The organism is Blautia sp. HCP3S3_D9 (genome assembly GCF_052063845.1).
GTDB lineage: Bacteria > Bacillota > Clostridia > Lachnospirales > Lachnospiraceae > Blautia_A.
The window spans coordinates 16,525-36,667 of record NZ_JBQHWS010000001.1; the positions used below are offsets into that span (position 1 = coordinate 16,525).

The 20,143-nt window shown below is 43.2% G+C and carries 18 protein-coding genes, 2 pseudogenes and 1 riboswitch; of the genes and pseudogenes, 13 read left to right on the top strand and 7 right to left on the bottom strand.

Translation table 11 applies throughout. The features are described 5' to 3' along the window. Positions 1-185 precede the first annotated feature (185 nt). The 4 genes and pseudogenes from ACTNES_RS00080 to ACTNES_RS00095 all read left to right on the top strand — a co-directional run bounded on the left by ACTNES_RS00080 (position 186) and on the right by ACTNES_RS00095 (position 3,714). Positions 186-1,075 (top strand): annotated as a pseudogene (locus ACTNES_RS00080) (GntP family permease). A gap of 313 nt (positions 1,076-1,388) precedes the next feature. Then, positions 1,389-1,853, top strand: a pseudogene (locus ACTNES_RS00085) (alanine:cation symporter family protein); the annotation flags it as partial. A gap of 289 nt (positions 1,854-2,142) precedes the next feature. Further along, a complete protein-coding gene (gene hisC, locus ACTNES_RS00090; RefSeq protein ID WP_216458864.1) occupies positions 2,143-3,198 on the top strand; it encodes a histidinol-phosphate transaminase in 1,056 nt (351 codons plus the stop codon). Between the two features lie 15 nt (positions 3,199-3,213). Then, positions 3,214-3,714, top strand: coding sequence for a COG2426 family protein (locus ACTNES_RS00095; RefSeq protein WP_216458863.1), 501 nt, complete (start codon positions 3,214-3,216; stop codon positions 3,712-3,714). A 402-nt stretch (positions 3,715-4,116) separates the two neighbouring features. Here the strand turns inward: ACTNES_RS00095 and ACTNES_RS00100 are convergent, their stop codons facing one another. From ACTNES_RS00100 to ACTNES_RS00130, 7 genes are all read right to left on the bottom strand, one after another. After that, entirely contained in the window at positions 4,117-5,178 is a 1,062-nt protein-coding gene (locus ACTNES_RS00100) for a type IV pilus twitching motility protein PilT (RefSeq protein WP_441038231.1), read from the bottom strand. Then, positions 5,175-5,666: a hypothetical protein gene (locus ACTNES_RS00105; protein ID WP_291809894.1), complete on the bottom strand. Its 492-nt coding sequence runs from the start codon at positions 5,664-5,666 to the stop codon at positions 5,175-5,177. Before ACTNES_RS00105 ends, ACTNES_RS00100 begins: the two co-directional genes overlap by 4 nt. Positions 5,667-5,683: 17 nt before the next feature. Then, positions 5,684-6,139 carry a hypothetical protein gene (locus ACTNES_RS00110; RefSeq protein WP_291809897.1) on the bottom strand — a complete coding sequence of 152 codons (456 nt, stop codon included), beginning with the start codon at positions 6,137-6,139 and terminating at the stop codon, positions 5,684-5,686. 18 nt (positions 6,140-6,157) lie between these two features. Continuing rightward, positions 6,158-6,643: a DUF4860 domain-containing protein gene (locus tag ACTNES_RS00115; RefSeq protein ID WP_291809900.1), complete on the bottom strand. Its 486-nt coding sequence runs from the start codon at positions 6,641-6,643 to the stop codon at positions 6,158-6,160. After that, on the bottom strand, positions 6,640-6,990 hold the full coding sequence (locus tag ACTNES_RS00120) for a hypothetical protein (RefSeq protein ID WP_216458858.1): 351 nt from the start codon (positions 6,988-6,990) through the stop codon (positions 6,640-6,642). The genes ACTNES_RS00115 and ACTNES_RS00120 overlap by 4 nt, the downstream gene beginning before the upstream one ends. A gap of 110 nt (positions 6,991-7,100) precedes the next feature. Further along, the gene (locus ACTNES_RS00125) at positions 7,101-8,147 is read right to left on the bottom strand and encodes a type II secretion system F family protein (protein ID WP_441038232.1); all 1,047 of its coding nucleotides are present in this window, start codon (positions 8,145-8,147) and stop codon (positions 7,101-7,103) included. Positions 8,148-8,345: 198 nt separating this feature from the next. Next, the gene (locus ACTNES_RS00130; RefSeq protein ID WP_291809905.1) at positions 8,346-9,263 is read right to left on the bottom strand and encodes a transglutaminase-like domain-containing protein; all 918 of its coding nucleotides are present in this window, start codon (positions 9,261-9,263) and stop codon (positions 8,346-8,348) included. A gap of 250 nt (positions 9,264-9,513) precedes the next feature. After that, positions 9,514-9,600, top strand: a riboswitch (cyclic di-GMP riboswitch). A 158-nt stretch (positions 9,601-9,758) separates the two neighbouring features. On the opposite strand from ACTNES_RS00130, the gene ACTNES_RS00135 reads away from it, so the two are divergent. The 9 genes from ACTNES_RS00135 (at position 9,759) to ACTNES_RS00175 (ending at position 20,123) form a co-directional block, all read left to right on the top strand. Continuing rightward, positions 9,759-10,712 (top strand): anthrax toxin lethal factor-related metalloendopeptidase, encoded by a 954-nt coding sequence (locus ACTNES_RS00135; protein ID WP_291809908.1) that lies wholly within the window; start codon positions 9,759-9,761, stop codon positions 10,710-10,712. 456 nt (positions 10,713-11,168) lie between these two features. Next, entirely contained in the window at positions 11,169-12,833 is a 1,665-nt protein-coding gene (rho, locus tag ACTNES_RS00140; protein ID WP_441038233.1) for a transcription termination factor Rho, read from the top strand. Between the two features lie 190 nt (positions 12,834-13,023). Further along, on the top strand, positions 13,024-13,224 hold the full coding sequence (gene rpmE, locus ACTNES_RS00145; protein ID WP_118509422.1) for a 50S ribosomal protein L31: 201 nt from the start codon (positions 13,024-13,026) through the stop codon (positions 13,222-13,224). 103 nt (positions 13,225-13,327) lie between these two features. Beyond that, positions 13,328-14,344 (top strand): DUF1385 domain-containing protein, encoded by a 1,017-nt coding sequence (locus tag ACTNES_RS00150; protein WP_216458854.1) that lies wholly within the window; start codon positions 13,328-13,330, stop codon positions 14,342-14,344. A gap of 128 nt (positions 14,345-14,472) precedes the next feature. Next, positions 14,473-15,441 (top strand): peptide chain release factor N(5)-glutamine methyltransferase, encoded by a 969-nt coding sequence (prmC, locus tag ACTNES_RS00155; protein WP_291817545.1) that lies wholly within the window; start codon positions 14,473-14,475, stop codon positions 15,439-15,441. Continuing rightward, positions 15,434-16,510, top strand: coding sequence for a peptide chain release factor 1 (gene prfA / locus ACTNES_RS00160; protein WP_216458852.1), 1,077 nt, complete (start codon positions 15,434-15,436; stop codon positions 16,508-16,510). Before prmC ends, prfA begins: the two co-directional genes overlap by 8 nt. A gap of 103 nt (positions 16,511-16,613) precedes the next feature. After that, complete coding sequence (locus tag ACTNES_RS00165; protein ID WP_291809918.1) at positions 16,614-17,528, top strand: nucleotidyltransferase family protein; 915 nt, start codon at positions 16,614-16,616, stop codon at positions 17,526-17,528. Between the two features lie 70 nt (positions 17,529-17,598). Further along, positions 17,599-18,945: a phosphoglucosamine mutase gene (gene glmM / locus ACTNES_RS00170; protein ID WP_291809920.1), complete on the top strand. Its 1,347-nt coding sequence runs from the start codon at positions 17,599-17,601 to the stop codon at positions 18,943-18,945. A gap of 20 nt (positions 18,946-18,965) precedes the next feature. Beyond that, a complete protein-coding gene (locus ACTNES_RS00175; protein WP_441038234.1) occupies positions 18,966-20,123 on the top strand; it encodes a tetratricopeptide repeat protein in 1,158 nt (385 codons plus the stop codon). Positions 20,124-20,143 lie beyond the last annotated feature (20 nt).

Consider the following 20,143-nt stretch of genomic DNA (forward strand, 5'->3'; position numbering starts at 1 on the left):
AGTCATTTTTTTTTAATGAATCAGGGATGATTATGTACGATAGAAGGTTGTTTTAGAAAATAATATATCTGCCAGACTGAGAAAATTAAGACTATAAGAATACATAGGGGACGCAAAAAAACTGCGTCCCCATATATTAGCCCAAAAACAAGAAAAAATACTGTAAATTCAGGAGGAAAATCAAAATGACAGAAGCGGTATTCGCAGCAGAGCCATCAAGGCTGTTGATCGCGGCAGCGGCAGGCATCGTATTGTTACTGCTGCTTATTATCAAATTTAAAATTCACCCGATATTATCCCTGTTGATTTCAGCTTTGTTCATTGGTCTCGGAGCAGGAATGCCGGTTCCGACTCTGGTGAGCACAGTGGAAAAAGGTGCCGGTGAGACATTGCAGGGAATTGTATTACTGATCGGTCTGGGTTCCTTATTTGGAGGAATCCTGGAAGTATCAGGGGGAGCACAGTGTGTTGCTCAGACACTGGTAAATAAGTTTAGTGAGAAAAAGGCAGGAATTGCCTTTGGTATCACTGGACTGGTAGTCGGAACTACCGTATTCTTTGAAGCTGGTGTTGTGATTCTGATCCCACTTGCATTCGGACTTGCAAAGAAAACAAAGAAATCTACATTATATTATGTAATTCCATTACTGGCAGGACTGGCAACCGGTTTTGCATTTATCCCACCATCAGCAGGATCTGTACTTGTCGCAAATATGCTCAATGTAGATTTGGGTGTTATGATTGCAGTGGGTGTGCCGGTTGGTATTCTTTCATTGATTTTTGCCGGAATTTTATGGTCCAAATTTATCGGCAGTCGTATTAATACAGGACTTCCATTAGTACTTGTAGCATTTCTGATCGTAGCACTGATCCGTGCATCGGTAGGTGCAGCAGTCGTAGCCATGACAATGGCGGTGCAACTGCGTTCAGCCATGTAAATGATTCCGGCTTCTGGCTGGTAAGTTCTCTTCTTGAGATTGATGAGAAGACAACTTTAAAATCATGGACAATGATGGAAACAATTATAGGATTCACAGGTCTGATCTGTGCGATTGTGATCAGCCTGTTTGCATAGGAGTGAGACAGATGATCGTAAAAGTAATTTTGGGAACCATGCAGAATGCAAGAAAGCTGTTCAGCATTGTAAATATAAAAAGTTGATTTACGCGGAAGATGATTAATGTTATACTACTTGAATGAGACTGCGTTGAAACGTTACAGCGTGAATGAGCATTGCATTCCGATAAACTCTGTGAATGTGAAACGTATTGCTGAGAACGGAGAAAATATAATCAACGGGTCAGTATGGGGAAAGTAGAGAGTAAAAAATCTGAAAGGATAATCACATGATTGTAACATTAATTGAAAAAGTGTATTCATTTCTGTAGGGAGATCTGGTCGGCGTGGTAGAGGCAGTTTTGGCAGGGGGGTGCAGGTGCAGTATTCTGGATGTGGGTGACTGCTATTATTGGTTCTTCCACTGCGTTTGTGGAGGCAACGCTTGCACAATTATATAAGGAAAAAGATCCTCTTTATGGAGGATACAGAGGCGGTCCGGCCTGATCTGCTGGTGCCGGTCATGGCGGTGTGCTATTTCACGATCACTTTGTTTATTATTTTTTCAAATATCGGAAGCCTTCCGGGGATATTCAGCAGGATTTTCAGAGAGGCATTTGGTTTTCGACAGATAGCGGCAGGCGGATTTGGGGCAGTGCTGATGAATGGAATTAAGAGAGGACTGTTTTCCAATGAAGCAGGCTCTGGGTGTATTTGTGGATACGATTGTGATCTGCAGTTGTACGGCAATGATCATGCTTCTGGCACCGGAAGAGCTGAAAGAATACGAAGATGGTAAGAAATAACGTGCTGTTGAGAGTTTGGCATTTTCATGCCAAAACACTTCGCAGAATAGTAGCGAGTGAACAGTAACAATGAGGTCATTTATAGTAACGGCAACATTGACAAATAGTTTGTGTATGAGTACAATAGCAGATAAGCGGTCTCTGCTGTTGTGCAGTGATACCGAATGAAAATATATGAATTCCACTGTATGAGGCAGTCAGGGATGAATTTGGGAATTGTTACTGAGAACAAGGAGAACAGAAATTTGTGAAAGAATCACACAGGAAAGGAATTAGACAAATGAGTAAATGGGAAGCAAATGTCCGTAAAGTAATACCATATACACCAGGAGAACAGCCAAACCAGCCGGATATGATCAAGCTGAATACAAACGAGAATCCATATCCTCCGGCACCTGGAGTGGAGAAAGCATTAAAAGGGATGGATACAGATACGATGAGACTTTATCCGGATCCAACAGCGGGAGATCTGGTACATGCCATTGCACAGAATTATGGTCTGAAAGATGAGCAGGTTTTCGTTGGAGTTGGTTCTGATGATGTTCTTGCCATGAGCTTTCTGACTTTCTTTAATTCAGAGAAACCAGTTCTGTTTCCAGACATTACTTATTCTTTTTATGATGTGTGGGCAGATCTGTTCCGTATTCCATATGAGAGACCGGCGCTGGATGAGAACTTTCATATAAAGAAGGAAGACTATTTCAAAGAAAATGGTGGGATTGTTTTTCCAAATCCGAATGCACCGACCGGTGTGGAGATGCCGCTTGCAGATGTAGAGGATATTATCCGTCATAATCCGGAAGTGATCGTGATCGTGGATGAAGCATATGTAGATTTCGGCGGTCAGTCAGCACTGCCGCTGATTGAGAAATATGATAATCTTCTGGTTGTGCAGACATTCTCCAAATCACGCTCTATGGCGGGAATGAGAATTGGTTTTGCATGCGGAAATGAGAAGCTGATCAAATTCCTGAATGATGTGAAGTATTCCTTTAACTCTTATACCATGGATCGTACTGCTCTTGCGGCAGGCGTGGCTGCTGTGGAGGATCAGGCATACTTTGAGGAGACATGTAATAAGATCATAGAGACAAGAGAATGGACAAAGAAAGAACTGACGGCACTGGGATTCTCTTTCCAGGATTCCAAATCTAACTTTATCTTTGCTACTCATAAGACCTGTCCGGCAGCAGAGCTTTTCGAGGCACTGAGAGAGCAGCATATCTATGTGCGCTACTTCCCGAAAGACAGGATTGACAATTTCCTTCGTATTACGATTGGAACAAAAGAAGAAATGCAGAAGTTTATTGACTTTCTGAAAGATTATCTGAAATAAAATTTAGGAGGCTTTATGGAGGCACTGGTACATTGGTTCTCGCAGAACCTGTCACAATACATTTCACCGGAGGGAGCGGTATTCTTTATTTCCATGATTCCGCTGCTGGAACTTCGAGGAGGACTGCTTGCTGCTTCTCTGCTGAAGATTTCCGCTGCGAAAGCGATTCCGCTGTGTATTATTGGAAATATTATTCCGATTCCGTTTATTTTGCTGTTTATCAGACAGATATTTAAGGTATTAAAGAAAACAAAGCTTTTCAGAGGACTGGTCATTAAAATGGAGAACCGGGCGATGAGTAAGAGTGATCAGGTGAAGAAATATGAGTTCTGGGGTCTGATGCTGTTTGTGGGGATTCCTCTTCCGGGAACAGGAGCCTGGACCGGATCTCTGATTGCATCTCTGCTCGAGATTGATATTAAGAAATCATCCCTGGCAATTCTTTGTGGGATTATTATGGCAACTGTGATCATGTATGTTGTTTCTTATGGATTAGTGGGAAACCTGGTACACTGACCGGATTGGGCAATTCTTTGCTTTGATCGTGAAGAGTAATAAGCAGAGTCTTTGTTTCCAATGCGAGAAGAAATAAGAATGACGGGGAAACCAGAGGGGATGCTGGTACAGCGAAAAAAAGCAGTTCAAATGTGTGAGATATCCGTATATACGGATATCAAAGACAGTTGAACTGTTTTTTTGATACAACGAAAAACTTATGAAATCTTCTGTTATATAAAAGTGGTCCGGGCAGGCGTATACCATTGAGAAGAATGATGAAAAAGAATAGTTATATTATAGCAATCCTCTAAAATAATGCATCTTAATCCAGCCCATCAGAGTGTGAAATCCTGCGTCAGATATCTTCCTTGTCTTTCGCACTCTGCTGAACTGTCTTAAATGCATTATTTACGAGGATTGCTATAATTTTCGCTTTAACATATCTGCATTGGAGGCAAACTTCAATGCGGTTTCTTTTGTGATTTTTCGCTGTTTGTAGAGTTCCAGGAGGCTCTGGTCCATAGAACGCATATGTTCATGTGCAGAAGATGCGATCACACCATCAATCTGGTGAACTTTATTATCACGGATCATGTTTCGGATTGCAGGATTCAGACGCATCACTTCGAAGACCGGAATGGTATGTCCGTTAACATCCGGAATCAGCTGCTGAGAGATAACTGCCTGCAGCACCATGGATAACTGAATGGAAACCTGCCTCTGCTGTGTGGGTTCGAACACATCCACGATACGTCCGATGGTATTGGCGGCACCTGTGGTATGAAGACTGGACAGTACGAGATGGCCGGTTTCTGCGGCAGTCATGGCAGTCTGGATAGTTTCATAATCACGCATTTCTCCAAGAAGGATAACGTCAGGACTCTGGCGGAGAGTGGCACGCAGGGAAACAAGATAGCTCTCGGTATCCGTGCAGATTTCTCGCTGGCTGACAATACATTTGTCATGCCTGTGCAGGTATTCCAGCGGATCTTCAAGGGTAATGATATGACCTTCACGGGAGTGATTGATACGGTCAACGATACAGGCCATGGTAGTAGATTTACCGCTTCCGGCAGGACCTGTGACAAGAACCATGCCTTTGGTAAAATCAGCTGCTGACATGACATCCTCAGGGATGTTCAGTACATCCGGGTCAGGAAGTTCGAATGCGATCACACGGATAACTGCAGCCAGGGAACCACGCTGGCGATAAGTATTGACACGAAAACGGGACAGACCCGGGATGGAGAATGAGAAGTCATCATCTCCTGTTTCCAGAAAACTGTCAAAATTTCGGTCATTTGCCATATGGTAGATCTGGCGCAGGAAACTTTCCGTATCTGCAGGCATCATCCGTTCTCCATATGTAGAAAGTTTACCGTCAATTTTAAAGGAAAGCGGGCGGCCGGCGATGATAAAAATGTCAGATGCATGGTTGGTGGTTGCATAGGATAAGTATTCAGGTATAGATTGTTCTGTCATTTGGTATCTCCTTTATAAACGGGTTGTCTGGTATCTGGATTCCAGTCTGCTGTAGTGATGGTCTTCCAGGTAAGGATCTCAGGTGTGAGGTCAGACTGGCCGGCCGCATAAGGAATACTGATTTCTATAGAAAGAGATTGTTCATCTGTGCATTTAACGGTGAATGATAAAATCTGTTCTGTCTGATTCCATGCAGCGTCAGGATACTGTACGGTAATGGAGGACATTTTCTTATTGAAGGCAGTCTGATCTTTGCTGCAGGTAAATGCTTCCTGCGCATAGGCAGTCAGTTCATGATATTCGTTGGTGGCGTTCCGACAGGCAGTGTAATAAGCAGTGGTCTGGTCGAGGGTTAAGCGGCTGGTCTGCAGATCCTGTCTGGAGGTTCCAAGTGTCAGGAGTGCCAGGATTACCAGACAGAGTACTGCGAAGATCGTACACATGGAAGGGATTCCAATTGATAGAAAAGAACTTCTTTTTTTATTCATAAGTGGTCATCCTTTCGTTACTGTTTACTGGTAACATCCTTTCTGCTGTCATCAGGAAATGCAGTGGACAGCTGATACAGACAGTTCTGCTGTGCATCATAGAAGCTGATATCCACTGTTTTTTCTGTTTCGGAAGTATTTAGCTGAATGTTCATGATGTATCTGGCAGAAGACTCTGTACAGCCGTTCCAGTTGCTGTCGTAGTAATAATGTAGAAGATTGTCTGTAGAGTTACCCGGTTCTCCGAAAATTCTGGAAAAAGAGGAAATCTGTCCATCCCATCCCTCCAGAACTTCTCCGGCGGAAGTTGTCAACTCCTGGATATGATTAAGTTCCCGGGCTTTGGTCCGCTGAGTTTTTGCAACTGCAAAGATTCTGATACAGGCAGTACAGGTGAGTGCCAGGATCAGAATAGAAAGGATCATTTCCATCAAAAACAGGCTTGATTTAGAATGTGTAGTTAATTTTTGCATTGATAAATTCTCCATATTCTAGGAACCGAGACCGGAATGCAACAGCAGACTGCTTGTATTTCCGTCCGGATCTTTCAGTGTAATGCGGTAAAAATCAGATGTTTCCTGCTGTACCTGAAAATCATTCAGTTCTGCGATATTTGTACCCATCTGGGCAGAGGGAGTATTTCCGGCAGCAGTGAAAAGTTCTTTCAGGTGATGGTCTTTCAGATAAATATAGGTAATGTATTGCTGGCCATTTACAGTATCAGTCATACAAAAGGCAGGGGAACCATCCACAGTGTCTGTGGAAATTGTCTGGTCGCTGTCATGCTGGCGAAACTTTGCGGTTATGTAAGCAGATGCGGTATACAGGTTGTTATTTTCCTGGTTTCCTGCAACTGCGGTGCGGTATGCCTGTGTAGAAAAAAGAATCATGAGAAGCAGGAAAATTAGAAAAAATCCTAGCAGTACAACTGTAAAAATATTGTCGATGGGGTGTTTGCGGCTGTTGGAGGAGTTCATGACAATCCTCCTTTCCCGGATGACAGTACCAGTACGCTGACAGAAGGAAGAAGGTTGGAGCCGTTAGGCACATATTCAACAACAAATTTATCGGCATCGTAGGAAATGTTGTAATCCTGCAGCAATTCATCCAGACTCTGTGGGTAATGTCCGGTCAGTGCGTAGGTCCGGATGGCACCCTGTTCCAGTGCCTGACGCAGAGAAGTCTGCTCCTGTGTGATGGTTTCTCTGCCTGCATAGGAAATCCCCACATAAAAAATGAGGCAGAGTGCGGCAAGGATAATAACCGGGAGAAAATCGCGGAATTTCCGGTTAAACCGCATGCATCGTGTTTCAAATAAATTCATGGTAATTACCTCGCACAATTTCTGATTGAATGGATAAAATCAGCTTATAAGCAAATTGGTAATGGTGATCTTGTATAATTTCTGATAAAGGTTGCTTCATATCAGTTAACTTACACAATTTCAGAAAGGATTCCAAGCAGAGGCATCATAACTGAGAAAAGAACCAGTCCTACCAGAAGGGAGAACACGATTACAATTGATGGCTCTACAATGGAAATGATGTTTCCGGTTACAGTCAGAGACGCCTCACGGTATCTCTGAGCCAGTTTGTTCATGACTTCATCTGCTGCACCTGCACGCAGTCCGACGATGATCAGGCGGGCGTTCAGCCCTTCGAAGAGTCCTGATTCAGAAAGTGCATCTTCAAAAAGCATTCCTTCTGTCAGAAGATCGCATGCTTTTTTCGTTTTCTCTTTGATATCCGGACGGGAAAGGAGATTCTGTGCCATTTCCAGTGTGATGATATGGTCCATTCCGCTGTGAATTCCCATGGCGATTGCCTGTGTCAGACGTGCATAGTCTGCGGAAATAGAGATTTCCTTTATATAAGGAAGCCTGCCGGAGAGCTGATGCAGATAAATGCGGCCTTTTTCTGTGAAAAAGAGTGCAGAGAATCCAATAATGATCACCAGTACAAGGATAAGCAGTACAGCAGAATAACGGCTGATCACATTTCCTGCGTTAAGGAGTCCGTTTGAGAATTGGTTCATTTCCAGTCCCATCTGTTGAAAGACCTGACGGAAAACCGGAAGGACTTTTACCAGAAGGATTATGATGACTGCCCCCATCATTGCAAGCATAAGCAGAGGATAGGTGACAGCACTTCGGATGTTTCCGGAAATTTCCAGTTCCTGTTCGTAATGGTCGGAAAGGCTTTTGAGGACTTCATCCAGGCATCCGGTTTCTTCTCCGATATTTACATAAGAGATCATAGATTCCGGGAAGTACCCGGAGTTTTTTAAGGTTTGAGCGAAGGAACCGTTCTGTTCGAAATCTGTCAGCAAAAGCTGGTAGAAATCTTTTCCATTTTGTGTATGACTGTCATCCAGCATCAGCTGTAATCCTTCAGCGCAGGAAATACCGGAGTGAAGAAGGATGGAAAACTGCTCACAGAAATGAAAGAGTTCCTCATTGGTTAGTTTGTTTTTTTGACGCATAAATGCCTCCTGAATGTTTGTCAGACTGTACATGGCGTGGTGCGCACGAACAGTCTGTATGAAAATTATATTCTGGTGTTATATTCGGGTGTTGACAGTCTGATATCCGAACAGAATTGCATTGCAGTGGAGCTGCTGAACCAAAACTGGTAAGTTCATTGCTTCAATTGCGAATATCTGATTGATCTTGCTGGTATATTAACGGGTAAACTGTACGCTGTAATTGTCATCGTCCCCTATATATTGCTGAATGGTTTCCGCATCCTGGCTGTTGGAATCGAAGGTCGGGTCCATACGTGACCAGGAATCACCGCTGAACTCGACGGCCTTATCTACCCATCCTTTTGAGCGGATATAGACATTGATCCAGGCATGTTTAACTGTGCCGGCGTATCCGATCTGAAGCTTGCAGGGGATGTCGCGTGCACGGAGCATGGCGGTTGTCAGGGCTGCATAGTCAAAGCAGATTCCTTTTTTGGACTGCAAAGTTGCATCGACATCAGGAATGTAGCCGGATTCTACTGTGTCAGCCAGATCATAATCATAGGTAAGGTTCTCGACTACGTAATTGTAGATGGCCTGAAGGGCGTCCACATCCGAGGTATCTTCGGAAACAATGGGAAGTGCCAGTTTACTGGATTCTGAGTCCGGTGTGAAATTCACGTACTGATTTGGATAAAGAAATGGCAGAAACTCATTCTTTAAACTGATATCCAGGGTATCTGCGAACAGGGCGGCGTACTGGGAACCGTCAATCTGCTGATAACAGCAGACCTGGTAGGTACCGCTCCCGCTGGAAAAAGGAATGACAGCGCTTTCTCCGGGATCTATAAAATAGGAATAAATAACGCCGTCTTCGGCAGTAAGCTGCACATTCATTTTCAGGTCTTGGGAATCAGAGACTGCGGTGAGATATCCCTGCTCTTTATTAGAAATGTCCAGGATCAGCGGGGATGCGCCCAGTGTTTCTTTTCCCGGAGATTCGGGTACGAGTACCTGAAGCGGGGAATAAACAGGCGGTTCGGAGGAATTACCTGCCGAAGAACCACATCCGGAAAGCAGCAGGACTGGAATCAGGATCAGTGCAATAATGGGGCGGATACGAAAAATCCGCATTTATTTTCTCCTTTTTTATCGTATGAAGTTGGTTAAAAGCTGTTCAGTAATCTGTGGCTTTATGAGCCGTTTTGACATGGAAATATTAGAAATCCAGGACATGTGAGTCAAAGTACTAAACAGATGCATTTGTCTTATATCAGTATAGCAGATTTACAGGAAAAGAAAAATGAGATTTATGTAAAAAGATGGTGGAAATATTTAATATTTCTGTAAGAAACCTTGACAAAACAAAGAAAAAAAGCATATACTATAATAAAGGCAAACCTGTTGAAAAGCAGGGACGCAAAGCCAAGGGTCTAAGGTCGTAAGAAGACTATGACAGCCGGTTGCCGCATTTAAATCCTATTTTGTGATGCGATTTCAGAGAATATGATGAAAGCTGATGTCTGTCAGCTGATTTTGTGGCGACCGTTTATAGTTATATAAGCGGTTTTTGTATTTTTAGAACGCATTTCATGTAGGAGCATAATCAGAAAGGATGTGTATAAGATTATGAAGAAGAGAATAGTCGAATTATTAAAGAAAAGAAAAGTAGCAGCAGGGATTACAGCAGTAGTTCTTGCAGTAGCAGTAGGTGGTACGGCTGTGGTACAGCAGAATCAGATTCCGGAACTGCCGTCATACACGGATCCGGTAATGGAGACTACCATTGAGGAAGAGGAAACACCTCTCGCATCCCAGCCGAAAGTAAACACCAAAACAAGCAAGAGTACTTCAACCAAGAAAGTTACCATGAAGAAAGCCGCAACCAAGACTTATACAAAGGCTCTTCCGGCAACATCTACAACATCTAAGAAGACAGCTGAGACATCAAATGCTACAGTTGTAACTCAGACAACAGTTGTAAAGAATGTTACAGAGAAGTATACAAAGAAATCTAAGGTAAAAGTTGTTACCACAAATGCAACAACAACAGTAACAACTACTACAACTGCTAAAACCGACACAACAACTGCAGTATCAACTTCAACTTCCAGTTCTGTGAAGGGCACAATCGATGTTGGACAGTATGCATCAAAAGCAGACAGTCGTGTACTTACTGCATACAGAACACTTGGATTTACAGCAGTGGTAGATCCGTCTGTTTCTTATTCCGGATATTATGATACTCGCAACAGAAAGATCACACTTAGAAAATTAGATGATACTATTTATCATGAGTTAGGACATTTTGTAGCATTTATTTCCGGAAATACAGATCAGACAGCTGCATTCAAGGCGATTTTCGCACAGGAGAAAGCTCTGTATACAGCATATAACAAATCTTACGTTACACAGAACAGCTCAGAGTACTTTGCAGAGTCCTTCAAGGAATATACATTGAATCCTGCAGCCCTGAAATCTGCAAGACCTAAGACTTATGCAGCAGTACAGGAAGCTGTTTCCAAGTTCACAGATGACCGCATTGCGAAAGTGCAGAAGACATACAGCGTGGTTTGGAAATAAGACAGGTAAATAAGAATTTCCTTAATAAACTTTATACCATATAACATAAGGATCCAGAGGCAGATGTCTCTGGATTCTTGTATTATAGACAGCGGCGATTTGTGTCGGATGAAAGAGCTTGCCAACAAAACTATTTTGGAATAATATAGTATTGGCAATATTACAGGAAATATGTTAATATAGAAAAGAACTACAGGACAGCCGATGTCCCACGGATACTAAATATAATTAGATATTCATGGTTACTATTCACTGGTAATATCCCGCGAAGTGTGTTGCTGGGAATGGAGTGAGCAGTAACTATTCATGTCGTTTCGGACAGATTATCCCATGAACAGTTATAGAAGAAGAACGAAATAAACATTATAGAGAAATCAGTCAGATACATAAGAAGTTGAAAAAACGAAAATCAAAATAATTGTGACTATTAATTGATGAAGAGCAGAGGATTATTTTATGAGAGAAAAGTATGAATCATTATCACTGGCAACTTTAAAAGATTTGGCAAAGGCCAGAGGATTAAAAGGGATTTCGACATTAAGAAAACCGGAATTGATCGAGAGAATGCTTCGCGAAGATGAACTGGAAAATACTTCAAAAGCGCAGGAAACCGTACAGGGAAAACCACAGGAAGAGGTATGGGGAAATGCAGCAGAGAAGCCACAGGAGAATGTGCAGGGAGCTGTAGCTGAGAGAGCACAGGAGAGTGCGGCAGAGAGACCAAGACAGTACGGAAGACCACTGAAATATAACAGACCACAGCAATATGGCAGAGGACAGGAGCGCCAGACAGAGCGAACACAAGACAGAAGTCAGGAGCGCCAGGCAGAGCGGGTACAGGACAGAAGTCAGGAACGCCAGATGGAGCATGTACAGGACAGAAATCAGGAGCATCAGACAGAAAACATGCAGGACAGAGTACAGGACTATCAGGCAGACAGAACACAGGAGAGACCGCAGTATCATGCACCTGCAGAGACTGTACAGCAGCTTGACAGTGGAGAACGTGCAGATGGAATCCTGGAGGTGCTTCCGGATGGATACGGTTTCATTCGCTGCGAGAACTATCTGCCGGGAGAGAATGATATTTATGTGTCACCGTCGCAGATCCGCAGATTTAATCTGAAAACAGGAGATATCATTAAAGGAAATATCCGCATCAAGACACAGGGAGAGAAATTCAGTGCCCTTTTATATGTGACTTCGATCAACGGATTCCATCCAAGCGAAGGACAGAAACGATACAATTTCGAGGATATGACTCCAATCTTTCCAAATGAGAGACTGAAGATGGAGAGACCTGGCGGTACAGTAGCCATGAGAATCGTGGATCTGATCAGCCCGATCGGTAAGGGACAGAGAGGTATGATCGTATCTCCTCCGAAAGCAGGTAAGACCACTTTGTTAAAAGATGTTGCGAAATCCATTCTCAGAAACAATCCGGACATGCATCTGATCATCCTTCTGATCGATGAACGTCCGGAGGAAGTTACAGATATTAAGGAAGCTATCTGCGGTGATAACGTAGAAGTTATTTATTCTACTTTTGATGAGCTTCCGGAACATCATAAACGTGTATCTGAGATGGTTGTAGAACGTGCACGTCGTCTGGTTGAGCACAAGAAAGACGTTACAATTCTGCTTGATTCTATCACAAGACTGGCAAGAGCGTACAATCTGATCATTCCGCCAAGCGGCAGAACTCTTTCCGGTGGTCTGGATCCGGCAGCCCTTCATATGCCGAAGAGATTCTTTGGTGCGGCCAGAAATATGAGGGAGGGCGGCAGCCTTACCATTCTTGCAACTGCACTTGTAGATACAGGAAGTAAGATGGATGATGTTATCTATGAGGAATTTAAGGGAACCGGTAATATGGAACTGGTTCTGGACCGTAAACTTCAGGAGAAACGTGTATTCCCGGCGATTGATATCCAGAAATCAGGTACCAGAAGGGAAGATCTGCTGCTGAATAAAGAGGAGCAGGAAGCGGTCTACAATATGCGTAAAGCGCTCAATGGAATGAAGTCTGAGGATGCAGTAGAACAGATCCTGAATATGTTTGCACGAACCAGAAATAATGAAGAATTTGTACAGACTGTAAAAAAACAGAAATTTTTCTGAAAATAATGGAGAAAAATTAGGTTACTGTTCATTCCGTTCTCAGTAACTTAATTTTTAAAATTTGTTAAAATAAATTTTAAAAAAACTTGCATTCCCAGGGATAATATGTTATACTCATAAAGCTGTTTAATAGTAAATTCGTCAAATGAATACGAATAGATAATAGAATCTTTACAGAGAGGTGAAAATCATGAGAGAAGGAATCCATCCTAATTATTATCAGGCAACTGTAACCTGCAACTGTGGAAACACATTCGTAACAGGATCTACAAAACAGGACATCCACGTAGAAATCTGCTCTAAATGTCATCCATTCTATACAGGTCAGCAGAAAGCAGCTCAGGCTCGTGGACGTATCGATAAGTTCAACAAGAAATACGGCCTGAAATAATCAGAATATAGTAAAATGTGAGAAGGTTGAGGTTGGGAAATCTCAACCTTTCTTGTTTTATGGAGAATAAAACAGGAATTAATATTTTCCGTAGGAGAAAAGAATGAGATCATCAAATATCGGCGGCCAGGCTGTAATGGAAGGCATTATGATGCGCCACAAAGACAAGTATTCCATTGCCGTCCGCAGGCCGGACAATGGGATTGAATTAAAAGTAGAAGACTACAAATGTACGTTTGGAAATGCAAAATTTCTTAAGTACCCTCTGATCCGTGGGGTAGTCAGTTTCGTAGATTCTCTGGTAGTGGGTACGAAGTGCCTGATGTATTCTGCTGAGATCGCAGGAGACGAGGAGGATGAAGAGGAAGCAGAAAAGAATGCCGCACTTTCTGAGGAAGAGCGTAAGGCAAAGAAGGCAAAAGAGGACAAACAGTTCAAATGGCTGCTGTATGTCACAGTTGCAATTTCTATTGTAGTGTCTATTGCCGCTTTCATGTTGCTTCCGTATGCACTTGCAAGTCTTTGCAGAAAAGTAGGGGCTTCTGAATTTGTAGTTACAATAGTAGAGGCATTTGTGAAACTTGCATTATTTATGGGATATATGCTTCTGATCTCCAGAATGAAGGATATTCAGAGAACATTCATGTACCATGGGGCAGAACATAAATGCATTAACTGTGTAGAGCATGGGCTGCCGCTTACGGTAGAGAATGTTCTGGCAAGTTCCAGACAGCATAAGCGTTGTGGAACAAGTTTCCTGTTTCTGGTTATGCTGGTCAGCATTTTCCTGCATTTTATTTTTGTACTGGTTCCGGGCTATTGGGTGAGACTGTTCGGAAGACTTCTTATGGTGCCGGTTGTAGCCGGAATTTCCTTTGAAATCATCCAGTGGGCAGGCAGATCTGACAGTAAGATTGCTGATTTCTTCAGTAAACCAGGTCTGGCAATGCAGAAGCTGACCACTAAGGAACCGACAGCAGATATGGCAGAAGTTGCTATCAAGGCTGTGGAAGCAGTCTTTGACTGGAGAGCTTATCTGAAAGAAGAATTTGGGGTTGAAGTTCCACCTGCTGAGGAAACGGAAGCATCTGAGAACACAACTTCTGTAAATGCTGAATGATCAGTAGGAAGATAAAATTCAGATATTCGGTTCTGAGTAAGTATTGAAACGGATTGCAAATATTTACTGGATATTTTGAAAAAACAGACTGTTGTTTGTATTAAGCAAGAATAGAAAGGTGTAACTCCATGAACGGAGAAACTCTGACAGGATTATTAAAAAAAGGACAGAATATCCTTGCGCAGGCAGGGATTGAGGAAGCCGGGCTGGATGCCTGGCTCCTTCTGGAATATACCACAGGAAAAAGCCGGGCGTATTATTTTGCACACGGAGAAGAATGTGTTACAGAAAGTGTCTCTGACCGGTATCTTGAACTGATCGGCAGACGTGCTGAGCACATACCGCTGCAGCATCTCACGCATCAGGCTTTTTTTATGGGATATGAATTTTATGTAGATGAGAACGTGCTGGTACCGAGACAGGACACAGAAACCCTGGTGGAATCCGCGCTGGAATGTATGAAAACAGCAAAATCAGAAGAATCTGAGAAAGGACTGTATATACTGGATATGTGTACCGGATCCGGATGTATCTTGATCAGCCTGCTGAAAGAGATTCCGAGTGCGTACGGAACAGGTGTGGATCTGTCGGAAAAAGCACTGGAAGTAGCAGGAAAGAATGCACGGACACTGGAAGTGGATAGCAGGGCAGAATTTATAAAAAGTAACCTGTTTTCTGCGGGATATTTTACAGGATCTGGTATTACATCAACAGAAAGTAACAGAAAAGATACAGAACATAAAAATAGTAATGGAAATCATAGCACTGCTTATGATATGATTATTTCAAATCCGCCATATATTCCAACAGCGGAGATCGAGGAACTTATGGATGAAGTGAGACTTCACGATCCGCGAATGGCACTGGACGGCATGGAAGACGGCCTTTATTTCTACAGGGCTATCACAAAACAGGCAAAGAACTATCTGGTTCCAGGTGGCTGGCTTATATATGAAATCGGATGCAGTCAGGGAGAAGATGTGGCAGGCCTTTTGCAAAAAGAAGGATTTGAGAATATTGAGATAAGACAGGACCTCGCCGGACTAGACCGGGTAGTCCTTGGACGAAAGAATTTACAGGAGGAGAAACATGTTTGATAAATTAGACGATCTGCTCATTCGCTTTGAGGAAGTGCTCAATGAGCTTGGAGAGCCTGGTGTTACAGACAATCAGGAGCATTTTCAGAAGCTGATGAAGGAACAGAGTGATCTGCAGCCAATCGTAGATGCTTACCGTGAGTATAAGAAGAATAAAGAGACTATTCAGGACAGTCTTTCTATGCTTGAGGAAGAGAAAGATGAAGATATGCGCGAGATGCTTAAGGAAGAGTTAGCTGACGCGAAGAAGAATGTAGAGGAACTGGAGCATGAGCTTAAAATCCTTCTTCTGCCTAAGGACCCGAATGATAATAAGAACGTTATCGTTGAAATCCGTGCAGGTGCAGGTGGAGATGAGGCAGCTCTTTTTGCAGCAGAGATTTACCGCATGTATGTAAAATATGCAGAATCCCGCCGCTGGAAAACAGAGATGATGAGTCTTAATGAGAATGGTATCGGCGGTTTCAAGGAAGTTACTTTCATGATCACAGGTGCCGGTGCTTATTCCAGACTGAAATATGAGAGTGGTGTACATCGTGTACAGCGAGTTCCGGAGACAGAATCCGGCGGACGTATTCATACATCTACCTGTACTGTTGCCATTATGCCGGAAGCAGAGGAGATTGATTTCCATCTGGATATGAACGACTGTAAGTTTGATGTATTCCGTGCGTCTGGTAATGGTGGACAGTGTGTCAATACAACCGACTCTGCGGTACGTCTGACTCATATCCCTACAGGAATCGTTATTTCATGTCAGGATGAGAAGTCACAGCTTAAGAATAAGGATAAAGCATTGAAAGTCCTGCGTTCCCGTCTGTATGAGATGGAGCTTGCAAAGCAGCATGATGCAGAAGCAGAAGCAAGAAGAAGCCAGATCGGAACAGGGGACCGTTCTGAGAAGATCAGAACTTATAACTTCCCGCAGGGACGTGTGACAGACCATAGAATCAAACTGACACTGCACAGACTTGAGAATATCTTAAACGGTGATCTGGATGAGATCATTGACAGTCTGATCGCAGCAGATCAGGCAGCGAAACTGAGCAATCTGCAGGATGAGGAATAAGACAGCATACTGACGGGCTGGGAGAACCGGCAGATGTAAGAAGGAATAGGAAACAGCTGAAAAAGCATGAGAATAGGAGAAGGAAAACAGGAGGAAAATATTTATGCAGAAAACAGCACTTGTAATTATGGCAGCAGGAATCGGAAGCCGTTTTGGAAAAGGGATTAAGCAGCTTGCACCGGTAGGACCGTGCGGTGAGATTATTATGGACTATTCTATCCATGATGCTCTGGAAGCAGGATTTAACAAGGTTGTGTTTATCATTCGTAAGGATCTGGAAGAGGAATTCCGCAAAGTGATCGGAGAGCGCATTGAGAAGATCACAGAAGTAGAATATGTCTTCCAGGAACTGGATGATCTGCCGGAAGGCTTTACCAAACCTGCAGACCGTACAAAACCATGGGGAACTGGCCAGGCAGTACTTGCTGCAAAGAAAGTTCTGGATGAGCCGTTTATCGTTATCAATGCAGATGATTACTATGGAAAAGAAGCTTATGTAAAAGTACATGACTACCTGATCCAGGAACAGCCAAAAGATGGCAAGATTCATATTTGCATGGCAGGATTCCGACTGGGAAATACATTAAGCGATAATGGAAGTGTTACAAGAGGTATCTGCAATATTGAGAATGGACAGCTTACAGGTGTAACAGAGACACATGATATATTTAAAACTGCGGCCGGCGCTGAGTCAAGAACTGACGGAAATGTGAAAGCGCTGGATGTAAAGGACCTGGTTTCCATGAATATGTGGGGACTGACACCGGATTTCATGGAGATCCTTGAGAAGGGATTTGTGGAATTTCTTGGCGGTCTGACACCGGATGAGATCAAGAAAGAGTATCTTCTTCCAGAGCTGGTAGATCGTCTGATTAAGAACGGAAGTGCAAAAGTAGATGTTCTGGAGACAAAGGATACATGGTTTGGTGTAACTTACCAGGAAGATAAAGAAACAGTAATGAACGCATTTAAGGATCTCACAGATGCAGGAGTATATCCGCAGGGACTTTATAAATAATTTCGGGAGTAATTGACAGACAGACGATCGAATAAGATACAGACAGCAGTGTGAGTAAAGGAGAGCTATTATGGGAAAATATTTTGGAACAGATGGATTTCGTGGAGAAGCTAATGTAAAACTGACAGTAGATCATGCATTTAAAGTAGGACGTTATGTTGGCTGGTATTACGGAAGAGAGCATAAGGCCAAAATCGTCATCGGAAAAGATACAAGAAGAAGCAGCTATATGTTTGAGTATGCACTTGTTGCAGGCCTGACTGCGTCCGGTGCTGATGCATATCTTCTTCATGTGACTACAACTCCGAGCGTTTCCTATGCAGTACGCACAGAGGATTTTGACTGTGGAATCATGATTTCTGCAAGTCATAATCCATTCTATGATAACGGTATCAAGCTTCTGAACGGCAATGGACAGAAGATTGAAGCAGAAGTAGAAACAAGAATCGAAGCATATCTGGATGGCCTGATCGAGGATCTTCCTCTGGCAACCAAGGAAGATATTGGACGTACCGTAGACTTTGCATCAGGAAGAAACCGTTATATCGGACATCTGATTTCTATTCCAAGCCGTGATTTCAAAGGTCTGAAAGTTGGTCTTGACTGTGCAAACGGAAGCTCTTCAGCAATTGCAAAGAGCGTATTTGATGCACTTCAGGCAAAGACTTATGTGATCAACAATCAGCCGGATGGAACCAATATCAATACAAACTGTGGCTCTACACATATTGAAGTTCTGCAGAAATATGTGGTAGATAATGGACTGGATATCGGCTTTGCATATGATGGCGATGCTGACCGCTGTATTGCCGTAGATCATAAGGGAAATGTGGTTGACGGCGATAAGATCATGTATGTATGTGGAAAATATCTCAAAGAGCAGGGCAGATTAAAAGGAGATACAGTGGTAACTACTGTTATGTCTAATCTTGGTTTGTACAAATCTCTGGAAAGAGAAAGCATGAAATATGAGCAGACCGCAGTTGGTGACAAATATGTAGCTGAGAATATGATGGAGAATGATTACAGCCTGGGCGGCGAGCAGTCTGGACACATCATTTTCAGCCGTTATGCTGCAACAGGTGACGGAATACTGACTTCTCTGATGGTCATGGAAGCATGCGTGGAGAAGAAAGCAACTCTGTGTGATCTGGCAAAAGAAATGAAAGTTTATCCGCAGCTTCTCAGAAATGTCCGTGTAGCAGACAAAAAGACTGCAAGAGAGAATTCGAAGGTTGTCGCAATTGTAAAAGAGGTGGCAAAAGAACTTGGAACTGACGGACGTATTCTTGTACGCGAGAGTGGTACAGAACCACTGATCCGTGTAATGGTGGAAGCCGGAACTGATGAGATCTGCCATGAGAAAGTAGATCGAGTAGTGAAAGTAATGGAAGCAGAAGGTTTGATCGTTGACTGATCAGCCGACAAGGGAATTACATGAAAATTAGAAAAACTGGACTGCTTCTGGCAGCAGGCTGTCTGAGTCTTATGCTTCTGACAGGCTGCAGCCCGGAAGATACAAAGAACTATAAACAGGCGGCTTTTGATCTGGAGCAGGGGAATTATGAGATTGCCCTGGAGGAATATGAAACTGCGATCGCAGCAGGAGTAAAAGTTGCTCAATCTTACAGAGGAGCCGGTGTAGCCCAGATGAAACTGGGAAATTATGAAGATGCCATAACGAATTTTACAAATGCGCTGAACAGTGATAAGGTGGGAAAGAATCTGAAAAAGGACATTCTGTCCTATAGAGCTGCCGCTTATCTGAAAACAAAAGCATATGAGGAAGCTCTGGCAGATTGTCAGGCACTGGCGGAATCCTACGATATGAACGCAGATATCTATTTCCTCACAGGAGAGACTGCATTGGCTATGGACTCTTATGAGGAAGCTGCCTCTAATTTTGAGCAGGCATATGGTGAGGATGCGACTTATGACAGAGCAATTCAGATCTATGGAGCATACCTGGATAAGGATATGGAGGCTGATGGAACTCGTTATCTGGAGGCCGCTTTGTCAGGCACTGCGAAGAATGCGCAGGATCATTGTGATCGCGGTCGGGTCTATTACTATATGGATGATTACGATAATGCTGCAGATGAGTTGAAACAGGCAATTGACGGAAATAATACAGAAGCTCTGGCATTGCTTGGAATGGTATATATGGAGCAGGGCGACAGCGAGAATGCAAGAACTATGTTCCAGCAGTATGTATCACAGGCAGACAATGGAGCGAAGGGATTCAACGGGCTTGCGCTGTGTGATATCGAAGCGGGAGACTATGACAGTGCGCTTTCTAATATATCCAGCGGAATTCATGTGGCAGAAGGTGAAGAGCTGCAGAGCCTGTTGTTTAATGAGATTGCAGTTTATGAGAAGAAACTGGATTTTCAGACTGCACTGCAGAAAGCGAAAGAATATCTGGATCTGTATCCGGAAGATAAGACTGTAAAGAAAGAACAGGCGTTTTTGAATACCCGTGTAAGTAGTACAGATTCTGCTTCTGCGGAGAGTGCAGATACGACATCCGACAGTGGAGTCGCAGAGGCAACTGATGACACTACAGAAGCAGATAATGCGGAAAGTGCACAGTAATACAGATTATCTGGAGTAAT

What these genes read in the sequence shown, in the direction of transcription:
- hisC (WP_216458864.1), top strand. Translation starts at nt 2,143, where the DNA reads ATGAGTAAATGGGAAGCAAATGTCCGTAAAGTAATACCATATACACCA.
- ACTNES_RS00095 (WP_216458863.1), top strand. Translation starts at nt 3,214, where the DNA reads ATGGAGGCACTGGTACATTGGTTCTCGCAGAACCTGTCACAATACATT.
- ACTNES_RS00100 (WP_441038231.1), bottom strand. Translation starts at nt 5,178, where the DNA reads ATGACAGAACAATCTATACCTGAATACTTATCCTATGCAACCACCAAC.
- ACTNES_RS00105 (WP_291809894.1), bottom strand. Translation starts at nt 5,666, where the DNA reads ATGAATAAAAAAAGAAGTTCTTTTCTATCAATTGGAATCCCTTCCATG.
- ACTNES_RS00110 (WP_291809897.1), bottom strand. Translation starts at nt 6,139, where the DNA reads ATGCAAAAATTAACTACACATTCTAAATCAAGCCTGTTTTTGATGGAA.
- ACTNES_RS00115 (WP_291809900.1), bottom strand. Translation starts at nt 6,643, where the DNA reads ATGAACTCCTCCAACAGCCGCAAACACCCCATCGACAATATTTTTACA.
- ACTNES_RS00120 (WP_216458858.1), bottom strand. Translation starts at nt 6,990, where the DNA reads ATGAATTTATTTGAAACACGATGCATGCGGTTTAACCGGAAATTCCGC.
- ACTNES_RS00125 (WP_441038232.1), bottom strand. Translation starts at nt 8,147, where the DNA reads ATGCGTCAAAAAAACAAACTAACCAATGAGGAACTCTTTCATTTCTGT.
- ACTNES_RS00130 (WP_291809905.1), bottom strand. Translation starts at nt 9,263, where the DNA reads ATGCGGATTTTTCGTATCCGCCCCATTATTGCACTGATCCTGATTCCA.
- ACTNES_RS00135 (WP_291809908.1), top strand. Translation starts at nt 9,759, where the DNA reads ATGAAGAAGAGAATAGTCGAATTATTAAAGAAAAGAAAAGTAGCAGCA.
- rho (WP_441038233.1), top strand. Translation starts at nt 11,169, where the DNA reads ATGAGAGAAAAGTATGAATCATTATCACTGGCAACTTTAAAAGATTTG.
- rpmE (WP_118509422.1), top strand. Translation starts at nt 13,024, where the DNA reads ATGAGAGAAGGAATCCATCCTAATTATTATCAGGCAACTGTAACCTGC.
- ACTNES_RS00150 (WP_216458854.1), top strand. Translation starts at nt 13,328, where the DNA reads ATGAGATCATCAAATATCGGCGGCCAGGCTGTAATGGAAGGCATTATG.
- prmC (WP_291817545.1), top strand. Translation starts at nt 14,473, where the DNA reads ATGAACGGAGAAACTCTGACAGGATTATTAAAAAAAGGACAGAATATC.
- prfA (WP_216458852.1), top strand. Translation starts at nt 15,434, where the DNA reads ATGTTTGATAAATTAGACGATCTGCTCATTCGCTTTGAGGAAGTGCTC.
- ACTNES_RS00165 (WP_291809918.1), top strand. Translation starts at nt 16,614, where the DNA reads ATGCAGAAAACAGCACTTGTAATTATGGCAGCAGGAATCGGAAGCCGT.
- glmM (WP_291809920.1), top strand. Translation starts at nt 17,599, where the DNA reads ATGGGAAAATATTTTGGAACAGATGGATTTCGTGGAGAAGCTAATGTA.
- ACTNES_RS00175 (WP_441038234.1), top strand. Translation starts at nt 18,966, where the DNA reads ATGAAAATTAGAAAAACTGGACTGCTTCTGGCAGCAGGCTGTCTGAGT.